The organism is Bacillus sp. KS1 (assembly GCF_020075515.1).
GTDB classification, from domain to species: domain Bacteria; phylum Bacillota; class Bacilli; order Bacillales; family Bacillaceae; genus Bacillus; species Bacillus velezensis.
The window spans coordinates 186,256-199,222 of the sequence record NZ_JACAWW010000018.1; the positions used below are offsets into that span (position 1 = coordinate 186,256).

At 49.1% G+C, this 12,967-nt stretch carries 13 protein-coding genes; 2 read left to right on the forward strand and 11 right to left on the reverse strand.

All coding sequences use genetic code 11. The annotated features are described in order from the left end of the window. Positions 1-10: 10 nt before the first annotated feature. The 8 genes from HWY38_RS13525 to gerKA form a co-directional block, all read right to left on the reverse strand. Positions 11-760 carry an amino acid ABC transporter ATP-binding protein gene (locus HWY38_RS13525; protein WP_224182024.1) on the reverse strand — a complete coding sequence of 250 codons (750 nt, stop codon included), beginning with the start codon at positions 758-760 and terminating at the stop codon, positions 11-13. A gap of 13 nt (positions 761-773) precedes the next feature. Beyond that, on the reverse strand, positions 774-1,448 hold the full coding sequence (locus HWY38_RS13530) for an amino acid ABC transporter permease (RefSeq protein WP_007410261.1): 675 nt from the start codon (positions 1,446-1,448) through the stop codon (positions 774-776). A gap of 22 nt (positions 1,449-1,470) precedes the next feature. Next, positions 1,471-2,262 (reverse strand): amino acid ABC transporter substrate-binding protein, encoded by a 792-nt coding sequence (locus tag HWY38_RS13535; protein WP_032872866.1) that lies wholly within the window; start codon positions 2,260-2,262, stop codon positions 1,471-1,473. Positions 2,263-2,290: 28 nt separating this feature from the next. Further along, a complete protein-coding gene (locus HWY38_RS13540) occupies positions 2,291-2,782 on the reverse strand; it encodes a GNAT family N-acetyltransferase (protein ID WP_003156352.1) in 492 nt (163 codons plus the stop codon). A gap of 13 nt (positions 2,783-2,795) precedes the next feature. Then, positions 2,796-4,121, reverse strand: coding sequence for an LLM class flavin-dependent oxidoreductase (locus HWY38_RS13545; protein ID WP_224182035.1), 1,326 nt, complete (start codon positions 4,119-4,121; stop codon positions 2,796-2,798). A gap of 167 nt (positions 4,122-4,288) precedes the next feature. Next, positions 4,289-5,407, reverse strand: coding sequence for a GerAB/ArcD/ProY family transporter (locus HWY38_RS13550; protein WP_044802607.1), 1,119 nt, complete (start codon positions 5,405-5,407; stop codon positions 4,289-4,291). Between the two features lie 24 nt (positions 5,408-5,431). Further along, a complete protein-coding gene (locus HWY38_RS13555; RefSeq protein ID WP_224182025.1) occupies positions 5,432-6,658 on the reverse strand; it encodes a Ger(x)C family spore germination protein in 1,227 nt (408 codons plus the stop codon). Then, entirely contained in the window at positions 6,645-8,285 is a 1,641-nt protein-coding gene (gerKA, locus tag HWY38_RS13560) for a spore germination protein GerKA (RefSeq protein ID WP_224182026.1), read from the reverse strand. The genes HWY38_RS13555 and gerKA overlap by 14 nt, the downstream gene beginning before the upstream one ends. 121 nt (positions 8,286-8,406) lie before the next feature. Between gerKA and HWY38_RS13565 the strand changes: the two genes are divergently transcribed. After that, the gene (locus tag HWY38_RS13565; RefSeq protein WP_224182027.1) at positions 8,407-8,628 is read left to right on the forward strand and encodes a hypothetical protein; all 222 of its coding nucleotides are present in this window, start codon (positions 8,407-8,409) and stop codon (positions 8,626-8,628) included. Positions 8,629-8,720: 92 nt separating this feature from the next. Here the strand turns inward: HWY38_RS13565 and HWY38_RS13570 are convergent, their stop codons facing one another. Beyond that, positions 8,721-10,466: a right-handed parallel beta-helix repeat-containing protein gene (locus HWY38_RS13570; protein ID WP_224182028.1), complete on the reverse strand. Its 1,746-nt coding sequence runs from the start codon at positions 10,464-10,466 to the stop codon at positions 8,721-8,723. A gap of 278 nt (positions 10,467-10,744) precedes the next feature. Between HWY38_RS13570 and HWY38_RS13575 the strand changes: the two genes are divergently transcribed. Beyond that, positions 10,745-12,223, forward strand: a complete 1,479-nt coding sequence (locus HWY38_RS13575) for a peptide MFS transporter (protein ID WP_029326232.1) — start codon at positions 10,745-10,747, stop codon at positions 12,221-12,223. A gap of 42 nt (positions 12,224-12,265) precedes the next feature. Here HWY38_RS13575 and HWY38_RS13580 read toward each other — a convergent pair whose 3' ends face one another. Next, positions 12,266-12,727 (reverse strand): pyridoxamine 5'-phosphate oxidase family protein, encoded by a 462-nt coding sequence (locus HWY38_RS13580; RefSeq protein ID WP_224182029.1) that lies wholly within the window; start codon positions 12,725-12,727, stop codon positions 12,266-12,268. Next, entirely contained in the window at positions 12,727-12,954 is a 228-nt protein-coding gene (locus HWY38_RS13585; RefSeq protein ID WP_007410250.1) for a non-oxidative hydroxyarylic acid decarboxylases subunit D, read from the reverse strand. The genes HWY38_RS13580 and HWY38_RS13585 overlap by 1 nt, the downstream gene beginning before the upstream one ends. Between the last annotated feature and the right edge of the window lie 13 nt (positions 12,955-12,967).

The following is a 12,967-nucleotide window of genomic DNA, read 5'->3' on the forward strand; positions in this document are numbered from 1 at the left end:
TCTTCCCTTCTTAGACAAGTTCGGCGGGCTCTCCCACTTGCTTAATGAATTTTTTCGTCCGTTCGTTCTGCGGATTGTCAAACAGCTCTTCCGGCGTTCCCTGTTCGATGATACGTCCGTCTGCCATAAAAATAACTTTGTCGGCCACTTCACGAGCAAAAGCCATCTCATGCGTGACGATGATCATGGTTGTCTGTTTTTCGGCAATTGATTTGATGACTTGGAGCACCCCGGCTACAAGCTCAGGGTCAAGGGCCGAAGTCGGTTCATCCAGTAAAATCGCGTGAGGATCAACGGCCAAGGCCCGTGCAATCCCGATCCGCTGCTGCTGCCCGCCCGACATCGTAATTGGGTAGCTGTCCGCTTTGTGTTCTAAACCGACTTGCCTCAGCAGTTCCATACCGATCCGTTCCGCTTCTTTTTTCGGTTTCTTTTGCGCGGTGATCAGCGCCTCTGTCACATTTTGCAGGGCGGTTTTGTTTTTGAACAGGTTGTAATTCTGAAACACCATCGCCGTCTGCTGGCGAAGCTTATGAACGTCTTTGCGCGAATAGGACGCTGCATTCAGTTTTGCATCACCGATTTCAATGATGCCGTCATCCGGGCGCTCCAGCAGATTCAAACAACGGAGGAGCGTTGATTTTCCCGAGCCTGACGGGCCGATGATGGCCGTGACTTCGCCGCTTTTGATCTCAAGATCGATCCCGTCAAGTACGGTAAGGTCTTTAAATGCTTTTCGAATATGTCTGACTTGTATCATCCTGAGCCTCCTCCTATGTGCGATAAGGCTTGCTGATCGCCCGTTCGAGCAGATCCTGCAGCACACTGTAAATAATCGTAAGAATCCAGTACATGACCGCGACGGCTAAATACGTCTCAAAATATTTGAGGTTGCCTGATGCGTACATTTTTCCTTGGGCGAACATTTCCATCACTCCTAATGTAAAGGCGAGCGATGTTTCCTTTAACAGGCCGATAAACGTATTTCCCGTCGCGGGAAGCGCGTTTCTGACGGCTTGCGGGAAAATGATCCGTCTGTACGCCTGGGATTTTGTCATTCCGACAGACAGACAGGCTTCAAGCTGCCCCTCATCGACTGAGTTGAGCGCCGCGCGGAAGATTTCAGCCAAGTAGGCGGCATTCTTCAGGCTTAACCCGATAATCGCCGCAGTTAACGCCGTCATCTTGCTCATTCCGGGAAAGAGCTGGGGCAGGCCGTAATAAATTAAGAAAAGCTGCACGAGCGTCGGCACGCCCCGGAAAAATGAAATATACACCTTTGACAGCTGGTGAAGCACAGGAACACGATTTTTTGTGATAAGCGCTAATATAAGGCCGCCGATCACGGCAAATACCATGGCCGCGACGGCCATTAGTAATGTGATCGGCAAGGCTTCGATTAACGCGGGAAAAGCTGAAAACATAAATCCCCAATCAATGCTGTTCATTCTCGATTTTCACCGCCGTTTCTTAATGCTTTGCTTCCGTTGTGATGTCTTCTTTAAAATACTTTTCAGACAGCTTTTTCAGCGTGCCGTCTTTTCGCAGGTCTTCAATGGCTTTGTTTACTTTTTTGCGGATTTTATCGTGAGCCGCATCTTTCGCAAACGGGAAAGCGACTTTTTCATAGACAATCGGGTCTCCTGCTAATTTCAGAGGCAGACCTGTCTTTTTGATCTGGGCGATCAGGACGCTGCGGCTGTTCACATAAGCGTCAACCCGTCCGTAAGCCACGTCTTTCAGCGTACCTTCTTGTGTTTCATACGTTTTAATGTTGATTTTTTTATCCGGGTCCTTGCTCTCAAGGTTTTTCGCGTGGTTTGAGCCCAGAACGGCCGCCACTGTTTTTCCTTTTAGATCGTTGACTGATTTGATGTCTTTGTTATCGTTTTTGACGACGATTTGAGTGCCCGCATACGAATACGGTTCTGTGAAGTTATACGTTTTCTTGCGTTCGTCCGTGACAGCGACCTGGTTTGAGATGGTGTCGAGTTTGCCGGTCTGGAGCTCTCCCATCAGACCGCTGAATTCAAGCAGCTTCCAGTCCAGTTTCATGTTGATTTTTTTCGCGACGGCTTCCATGACATCCACGTCAAAGCCGGTCAGCTTGCCGTTTTCTTTATATGCGAACGGATAGCTTTGCCCCGTGGCGCCTACATGCAGTACGTTATCGCCGCCTTCGCTTTCGTTTCCGTTTCCGCATGCTGTTAAGACCGCCAAAAGCGCGGCAGACAGCAGCAAAGCCCATGTTTTCTTCTTCATTGAAATCCCGCCTTTTCCTATTAAAATGTTAATCCTGCAATTGTTTTTTTAAATAAATGGTGATGTGCCCTTTTCCTAAATCCTTTTCGCCTGCACGGACGTAGCCTTTCCGCTCGTACATGCCGATCAGCCATGGATGCTTGTCCGCTGTGCCCAGTGACACGAAAGGCGCTTTTAATGTATCGCGGAGCACTGTATTCTCCAGCCACTCCAGCATGTCCGAGCCCGTCCCTTTTTTTCCGGTTTCAGGATCGACGGCGAACCACCAAATATGAGGGACACCGTACGGCCCGGGATTCGGCCCCCACGGCATACGCAGAGAAATCGTCGCCAGAATCCGTCCGTCTTCCTCCAAAACGTAACAGGCGTTTTTTTGTATGTTATTCAAAACGAGCTCCTTATCCGCCGTTGCTGCGGCAAAGTTGATGCCAAGCTTGCGGATCGGTTCATACGCCCGCAGTGTCAGTGAAAGCAGCTCATCAGCGTCTGCCTCTGTTGCGAGCCGGTATTGTCTTGACATGATGAGCCCTCCTTTAGTCGGCATATCGGTTTGCCGGTTTTTCCAGTCCGAAATGTTCTCTGAGCGTCGTTCCTTCATACTCTTTTCTGAACACGCCCCGTTCTTGTAAAATTGGAATCACTTTGTCTACAAAAAGAGTGAGACCTTCAGGCAAAAGCGGCGGCATGATGTTGAAACCGTCACAAGCTTGTTTTCCGACCCATTCTTCCATCTTATCGGCAAGCTGTTCCGGCGTTCCGACAAAGATATGATGGCCTCTTGAACCCGCCACATATTTGTAAAGTTCGCGGATGGTCATGTTATCGCGTTTGGCCATCTCCTGAACGAGCTTGAACCGGCTTTTAACGGCATTCGACGCATCCGCATCCAATTCAGGCAGCGGGCTGTCAAGCGGGCAGGCGGAAAGGTCGACGCCGCCCAGATAGTTTTGCAGAATGTTCAGGCCGACAGACGGAATGATGAGGTCTTGGAGCTCTTCATATTTTGCCTGCGCTTCTTCTTCGGTATCGGCAATAACGGGAAAAATTCCCGGCATGATCGCGATTTTTTCAGGATCACGGCCGAAAGAAGCCGCTTGTTCTTTAATAGATTGATAGAATTCCTGCGCGGACTCCAAATGATTTTGCGCGGTGAAAATGACTTCCGCCGTTTTGGCTGCCAGCGCTTTTCCGTCTCCTGATGATCCGGCCTGAATAATGACCGGGCGCCCTTGAGGTGTGCGGGCGACATTTAACGGCCCTCTCACGGAGAAATATGTTCCTTTATGGTTCAATTCATGCATTTTGTCTTTATCGAAAAAAGCTCCTGATTCTTTGTCACGAATAAAGGCGTCTTCCTCCCACGAATCCCATAATCCTTTGACGACTTCAACGAATTCTTCCGCGCGCTGATATCTGAGATGGTGCTCAAGATGCTTTTCGCCGCTGAAATTAAGCGCGGTCGATTCAATCGAAGATGTGACGACATTCCAGCCCGCACGGCCGTTGGAAAGATGATCAAGCGATGCAAATTGTCTCGCGATATGGAACGGTTCGCTGTATGTGGTAGATGCGGTCGCCGTCAGACCGATGCGGGATGTGACCTGAGCGAGCGCCGACAGCAGCGTAAACGGCTCAAAGCGCGTCAGCACATTCGGATGTGATTTGCCGTCTATTGATAAACTGTCCGCCAAAAACAGCATGTCCAATTTTCCCCGCTCAGCCGTTTTCGCCAGTTCTTTGAAATAATCCAAATTCATGCTCGCGTCCGCCGGTGCCTGAGGATGTCTCCAAGAAGCGACATGATGGCCGGTGCCCGCGAGAAACACACCGAGTTTGATTTCTTTTTTCTTTGTCATGATGGATCTCCTTCTATTCTGAAATACGGTTTGGAAAATATTAACACGACTAAACCTATATTTCCTAGTAATTTTATAAGAATAAATCAAAATGTACAATTGCCAAGCAAGTTTGTCAATGCATTAAGACAAAAATCATGATATTTAAAAAACCCGGCGCACCGGCCGGGTTATTTCTTCGAAACTGTATAGACGGTCCCTTTGACCTTTTTCTTAATAACGGCAATGATAAGCAGCAAAACGGGGAACAGCACTTGAAACGGAAGATGAATATAGATCGGCACAATGTTTAAGCCTTCATTCATGTGTTCCGAAAAATTGCTTGCGATGCTGATGGAGAGAATCAGCACCCCCAATCCGACCGGGAAGGCCAGCTGGGACGGATTTTTTTCTTTAAACAGCGTGGACACGCCCACGACAACCGCATATGTAAAAAGGCTGACTTTGAAAAAACCGCCGATGACGAGCACGAGCATGAAAAAGACATCCAGCCGGTCTAAAAACTCTTCCACTTTAATTGTCTGTATGGTGCTCAGCAGCGGAAATTGAGAGCGGAGCATTAAGTTGACGTCCAGCACACAAATATTAATCGCCACTGACATCGCCAAAAACAGCCCGCTGATGATAATCGCCATAAATCCGGTTTTCTTCACCTTTTTCCGATCTTTTAAATAAGGGAAAATCATGACAAACACGATTAATTCACCGAACGGGATGAACATCGTCTGTTTAAACACGGAATAAATGACCGTTCCTGCACCCTCCGCTAAAACGGGCTGGAGAAATCTGAGGTTTATCGTGCCTGAGCTGATAATGAGGATCAGCCCGACGGCTGTCAGGAAATACATAATGCCAAACAGCAGCTCGCCGGCTCTCGCTATCACTTCAATTCCCTTTCTGACCGCAAATATCGCGGCGATCATCAGCATGGCATTCACAATTAAAATCGGCGTGTCCTGATAGGCGAAGGTGACAAGCATTTCGCCGAAATCCCGCAATACGCGGGCGGCGATATAAGCAAAATAGAGAATATAAAGAAGGGAGACCGCCCAGCTCAGATGTCTGCCGATCAGTTCGTTCATGTAATCTCTCGGAGAAGACTCAGGAAAAAATTGATACAGCGCCTGATAAACGTAGAAAAGCCCGAGACCGATAACGCACCCGAGAAGCACGGACAGCCATGCATCCCGCCCGGCCATCGTGCCCGGCGGGATCAATAACGAACTGCCCAATTCAAACAAAATGATCATAATAAACAGCTGACGCGTACCGATTTTCGCATTTTCCATACGCTTCGCTCCTTTCTCCTCAAATCAATCATGCTCAAGCTTGTCTGAGAGAGGATTATTCCGCAAGCCCGTTCTTCTGATAATGACTTCCGTTTTGACATCTACGGGGAGATTGGGGAAATATTCTTCATCCCACTTCCCTTTGAACTTTTTCCATTTGTCCGGATGCTTCCGATAGATCAGGTCTCCGAAGCCGACGAAGTCATTCTTATGGGCTTTTATATCTTCAATCGATTTGGTGATATCTTTCTCAAGCTGTACGCTGAGCGCCTTTTGCATCGACATCAGCACTTGCGGATCAGACAGATGGAAAGGGTATCTGACAGCGTCCACCAGCCCCTCGACCTGAGCATGCACGTGAATATGCGGTTTTCCGTTCGGAAAAGTGGCCGTCACCTTTGTATTCTGGCGGGTGACCTGCAGACTGATTGCGTGCTTCACGTTCTTCCAATCCGCATTGATGAACGTATGCTTAATCCTATTAAGCAGCCATACCGCCCCTACACTGTCGTCATCCTCAATCCAGTAATCCAGCCTCCCATCCTTTTTGAACACCGCCAGTCCGTCCGCTGACAGCACTGCTTTCGGTTCAGTTGTCTGCGTATTTTCCATCGTAGGACCGGCTTTATCGTCTCCGTGCATTTCATAACCAGGAATAAACGGCGACCCGGTCGGAGAAGCGAGATCAATCAGAACGTCCTGAAGGCTGGTTTTAATGACTCTGCCATATTGTTCCTGCGTGAAGCTGAGCGTCTTGTTCACTTTATTGGAAGGGATTTTATCAATCGGCGTCAGCACTTTAATAATGTCTTCCGCCTTGGAATTATGCGCAATCACAACGGTTGCGGTCGTCCTGAATTCGGTGTCGCGGTCAAGATTGTCCAGAATAAAACTGAGCCCTTCCTCTTTCGCCAGTTTTTCACTGAACACCACGAGATTCGTATGCGCAAAATAGAGCCTTCTGGACACTTTCATCGAGCCTTTTCTCAAAGCTTCCGTCAAATTGTCTCCGGACACCGAATAGACGGAAACCGGAGGCCGGTCTCCCGCTCCGCCGCCCTGCAGACCGCCGGCCACGTTTCCCGGATTGATAATTTGAAAGTGAAGGACGTACTTTCCCGTTTCGGTCCGGTCAATACCGATGGCGGAGATCACCGCTAAATCGGTCAGCTCCCTTTTATCCCAGCATCCGGATACAAACATAAGGGAAACCATCGTACAGAGGATAAGCATCCATTTACGTCTTTTCATTACCGTCGCCCTCTTCTACATCTTTATTAACCATTCCTCTGGATGTCTCCGGTTTCGGTCTTTGATGTTCCCCTTGGCGCCTGTTGTTTTCCTGCACGAGCAGTCCCGGCCTTTTTTCATCCGCCCATAACGGAGCGCGGAGGAGGGAATCCTTCAGTCCGCCCGGGGTTAAAGGAGCGAGCGGGGACATATACGGAAATCCGAATGAACGCAGGCCGCACAGATGAACAAACATCATGATAATGCCCAGAATCAGCCCGTAAAATCCCATGACCGCCGCCGAGAGAATAAAGAGAAACCGGATCAGGCGCGCAGATATCGCCATGTCAAAAGCCGGGGTCGCAAAGCTGGCAATCGCCGTCAGGGCGACGACGATAACCATGGCCGGGGAAACAATGCCGGCCTGTACGGCGGCCTGGCCGATGACAAGCGCTCCGACTATGGAAACGGCGGAGCCGACAACTCTCGGAAGCCGGACACCCGCCTCCCTGAGAATCTCAAAGGCCACTTCCATCGTCAGCGCTTCAATCACGGCCGGGAACGGCACCGTCTCCCGCTGGGCCGCGATGACAATCAGCAGCTGCGTCGGAATCATTTCCTGGTGAAAGGTCGTCGCCGCCACATAAATCCCCGGCGCCACCAGTGAAATGAAGAAGATCAAAACCCGCAGCATCCTGATGCTGGTGGCGATATCAAATCGTGAATAATAATCCTCAACCGATTGAAAAAATTGAATAAATAAGGCCGGCGCGATGAGAACGAACGGCGTTCCGTCCACGATAATCGCAAATCGTCCTTCCAGCAGATTCCCCGCCACAACGTCCGGCCGCTCCGTATGATATACGGTGGGGAACACAGAAAACGGCGCGTCTTCAATGAGCTGTTCAATGTAGCCGGATTCCAGAATGCTGTCGATGTCAATGTGCTTCAGCCGCTTGCGGACTTCCTTAATCAGCTTTTTATCGCAAATTCCGTTAATATACATCAGCGCGACATCCGTATTCGTTTCGTGTCCGATCTCCATTTTTTCAACCCATACATCAGGCGTTTTTACATACCTGCGGATCATGGAAATATTGATTTGCAGAGATTCAGTGAATCCCTGCCGCGGGCCGCGGAAAGAGACCTGAGTGCTCGGCTCTTGAATGGACCGGTGCTCTCCCCCTTCCGTGCTGGCGATCAGCGCCTTGTCAGCCCCGTCGACAAAAATAAGCGTGCTGCCCGCCACCAGCCCGGCATAAAGACTTTTCCACTTCTCTTCCTCTTTCACCCCGCCGATCGCAAGCGTTTTATCGTATATCAGGCAGACCGCTTGTTCCGGCTGAACGGACGGGATGTCGATTAAATCCTCCAGAAGGGATTGGCTGACAAGCTGTTCGTCTACCAAACCGGCGATATACACAATTGCGGCCGGAAGCTCTTCTTTTCCGATTTTCAGCCGGCGGATGACGACATCGGCACTGTTGCCGAACCTCTCAGACAGCTTCTTCATATTTTCTTTTAAGCTGAGGGAGATCGGCTCACCCCGTTCTTTGTCCGGCCGGCTGTCCGCTTCTTTTCTGTCTTCATTGTCACGGTCGTTTTGATCGGCTTTTTTTTGTTTCCTCTGCTTAAAAAATGGCGGCATATCGCAAAAAACCTTTCCTCGTTTTTTTCATATTCTTCCTGTACGGCAAAAGATTATGCACGGCGGAAAGTCTGTATAAGTTTTGCGTAATCGAAAAGGATAAAAAGGGAGAGTGTTGCTCATGAAAATATTGGGAGTTTCATTTTTTTTGCTGGCTGCCTTGCTGGTGATTTCACTCGCGATGGATATGCTGCAAGGTTTCAGTTTCTATGGAGCGGTCCAAAACAACCTGTCCGCTTTTAAATTGACCACCTTCTCAGAATGGCTGATACTGTTTTTATTCGCCCTCTTTTTAATCAGAGAAATGATCGCTTTATATAAATCGGGTAAAAAAGATGCCTGACAGGCGCACGGCTGTATTGTGTCAAAAAAGAACACATCCCTCCTTCTCTCGGAGTTCATGTGTTCTTTTTATTTTTCCGATGCAGATTGTTTTCAGATGACGATATTTCCGCTTTCCGTATCTGTCGTGTGTTTCACAATGACACCTTTGATAATGCGGTTGCCGATGATTTTGGTGCTTGCGGAGGAATTGGTTTGGATGGCGGAAGCAGAAGCGGCGGAAAGGTTGTTGATGGTATTGCCCGACACGAGGGAATTGGAGGCTCCGTTCAGATAGATGCCGATCGGGCTGCCCGCCGTTCGGTTGATCGTGAGCGTATTGTCTATGACTTCATGCGTGCCTGAGTTCAGATACACGGTAACGATGAGCGGTGATGATTCAAAGCGGTTGCCGATGACAGAGGTCCCTGAGGATGTTGAACTGAAAATGGGGTAGTTTTTGTAGTTCTTAAAGAGATTGCCTTTGATGACAGCCCTGGCGTCATTTGTCACAGATACGGCATAGGACTCCGCGGCGCCCTGATACGCATTCGGAATGAGCGTATTTCCTTCAATGACAGCATTTCCGCCTGTGACCCATATGCCCCGGCTGAACGATGTCAGCACATTTTGTTTTACGGTGATATTGCCGGCAGACATGCTGATTCCGTCTGTCACCTGATTCAGAGTGTTATTCGTAAAGACGGCGTTTTCCGAAAGCGTCGCCCGCATCCCCGTGCTTCGTCTCGTTTCGGAACGTCCGTTTTCAATGACATTGCCGTCAACGGTCACATCTTCTGCCTGATAGACGGAGATGCCCGTATTTTCAAATTGATTGATTTTGTTATGGGTGACGAGGACGCTTTTTCCCCTTACATCTATTCCGGTGGAAAACCCGGTAATCAGATTGTTGGAAATGACGGCATTGCTGCTGTCCTGTCCTTGTGACACACCTTGTCCGGCGACTGCGGTTCTTGAGCCGCCGTCTGACCGAAAGAAGACATTCCCCGAAATGACGGTATGTGCCCCATACCCGTAGCTGATTGTGTTATCGGAATGATTTCCTTCAATTAACACATTATATCCGTTAAAATTGGTGACTGAGCTTGCGGCGTTTCCGGAGAAGAAGTTGTTGCGGACCGTAATATGAAGAGCTTCCTCATAATCAATATCGCCTTCTCCGTACGATTCAATATCGATTCCGAATTTCGGAGCCGTTCCGTTCCCTTGCCCGGCGTCTTCAATCACGCATTCTTCCACCGTAACGGTATGGCAGCCGGTGATTGAAATGTTGTTCCGCCTTGACTGCCTGACCTCACAGCGGCGGATGGTCACCTGTTCTGAAGTTTCGTAATCACTGTTTGTTTTTAACCCGAGCGGGCTGACAATTATGCCGTCTCCCGTAAAATCCGAAATCTTCACATTTTCGATCAGCACATTGCTGCTGCCTTCAATACAGATTCCAAACCCCCATTCATGGGTCGACCGCAAAGGGACATTGGTATACGTGTGTTCATCCCGTTCCCCGATGATCCGGCCGCCGGTGATGGTGACATTTTCACGCCTGCCTATATAGAAAGCCGAGTAGCCCCAGGAGCTGTTCGGCGCCACTTTAATCGTGCATTCCGGATCTAAAACGATGGTGAGATGGCTCGGCACGTTAATCCCGGCGTTCCGAAACGGCTGGCTTCTGTCCCCGCCAAGCGTGCCGTTGATTTTATACGTTCCGGGCGGAAAAAACACCGTATGACAGCCTTCGCTTACGGCCCTGGCCAAGCATTGATTGATGGCGCCCGTCACGTCGGTTTTTCCGTCTGCCGCCACACCGCAATCCGTAATATCCAATATACGATTCGGCAAGTAATAATCTCCTCCTTCCTCTCTTATTGTCATCTTATTCCGCTCTATCCCGCTCCGCCTGTACATACTTTAAATTTTATTAAAAAAGTTTATAAAGATAGTTTCGTCAGATAATATAACAAAATAAGTCATTGGAATTAGGAAGATTCGTCTATATTCAACGTTTTAATATCTTTTCATTCTGGAATTTTTTGAATTCAGTATAAATTATATTGACACAAGTATTATATAAGAATATGATTTTTGTAATACACTTTTTTAAGAAAGGGTTGGCTCAGGTGGCATCTATTGATAAGGACTCTATAACAGAAACTGTGCCGCAAAGAGGCTTTTTCGGTCATCCCCGCGGCTTGTTTACACTGTTTTTCACCGAATTTTGGGAGCGTTTCTCCTACTATGGTATGAGAGCCATATTGCTTTACTATTTATACACGGAAGTCGCTCATGGCGGTCTCGGCTTTGATAAAACGACCGCAGTTGCCATCATGTCCATATACGGGTCTCTCGTATACATGTCGAGCGTCATCGGCGGATGGCTGGCCGACCGGGTATTCGGCACGGCAAACACCGTATTTTACGGCGGAATTTTAATTATGTTCGGGCACATCGCTCTTGCCTTCCCTGGCAGCACGGCGGCGTTTTTTACCAGCATGGCTCTGATCATTATCGGAACCGGCCTGCTTAAACCAAACGTATCCAGCGTTGTCGGAGATTTATATACGAAGGAAGACGAGCGCCGCGACTCAGGTTTCAGCATCTTTTACATGGGGATCAACCTCGGCGGATTGCTTGCGCCGCTAATTGTCGGAACACTCGGACAGAAGTACAACTACCACTTAGGCTTCGGATGCGCCGCGGCCGGTATGTTCCTCGGACTGATTGTTTTCGCTCTTACGAGAAAGAAATACCTCGGCAAAGCAGGCTCCAATGTACCGAATCCGATTTCTAAATCATCAGTGATCGGCACGGGAATCGGAGTGGTCATCGCAGCAGCCGTTATTATTGTTCTGATTCAAACCGGCTGGCTGACGATCCAGCGTGTGATTGACACCGTCAGTATCCTCGGCATTGTCATTCCGGTTATTTACTTTATCGTGATGTTCACGAGCAAAAAAGCGACGAAAACGGAAAAATCACGGCTTGCGGCTTATGTTCCGCTGTTTATTGCAGCGGCAATGTTCTGGGCGATTCAGGAGCAGGGCGCGACGATTCTTGCTTTATATGCGGATCAGCGCACGAGACTTTCCTTTGCGGGCATGCATCTTGAGTCTTCATGGTTCCAGTCTCTGAACCCGTTATTCATCGTTATTTTCGCGCCGGTGTTCGCGTGGATCTGGATGAAGCTCGGCAAACGCCAGCCTTCAACACCGATTAAATTCGCGATCGGCATTATCCTTGCCGGATTATCATTTTTAGTCATGGTGCTTCCGGTTATGGGCGGGAGCGGCGAGCTTGTGAGCCCGCTTTGGCTTGTGCTCAGCTTCCTTTTGGTTGTGCTTGGTGAGCTTTGCCTTTCACCGGTCGGTTTATCCGTCACAACGAAACTTGCGCCTGCCGCTTTCTCAGCGCAGACGATGAGCATGTGGTTTTTAACAAACGCCTGCGGTCAAGCCCTGAACGCAAAAGTAGTCGGTTTGTTTGATAAGATTTCTGAAGCGGCCTACTTCGGCTCAATCGGTCTTATTTCGATCATTCTTGGTATTATTTTGATTCTTCTATCTCCCGTTATTAAACGGGCGATGAAAGGCGTACAATAAAAGAAAAGCCTGCGGAATCGTCCGCAGGCTTTTTTTATGTGTCTATCGTTTTAACTCCTCAAGTGTTTCTCTCCATCTCTTCAAGACATCTTCCGGTTCGTGGAGCTGGATGGCCGGTCCGGATGTCAGATCCGCGTATTTCGCCCGATCTTCCTTGACGGTGATCACGCGGCAGCTGAACCGTTCCCGCTCATGTTTCGCCTCTTTCAGCGGCGGAAGCGCCTCACATTCCAATGTGACGTAATATGCGGCTCCTCCATGCCAGGCGATGAAAAGAGCTTGTCCCGAATGCAGCAGGCTTTTTACGGTCGTCGTGTTTTTCCATAAGGCGAGCCGGAGTTTTGTTCTGCTCACAGCCACGATTTCACCGGCGCTGATCATAGCCGCGTGCGGACGGCCTTCTTTTGTCACGGATTGGAGCACAAACGCGTCGTGCTGCTTTTTTTCAAGCTCCGTCCCGTCTAAAAGCGTGTAAAGCGCCTCTGGCAAGTGCTCCGTCAGCATTACGCTTTTCTTTCCGGGACAGCGGGAACATGTGCGGCCGTCTCCGTTTCTTTCGGATCAATTTTAAATGCCGGGTTGAATGCCGCCGGATTCGTGATGCTTTCCGGTTCACAGGATCTCCATGTGAAAAAGCAGGTTTGGCATTGGTAAATTTCCCAAGCGCCTTTGACCGGCGATTGGCTGACGGTTTCTCCTTTTTTCGATTCACAGCGCGGGCATGTTTTCATTGCAACCTCATCC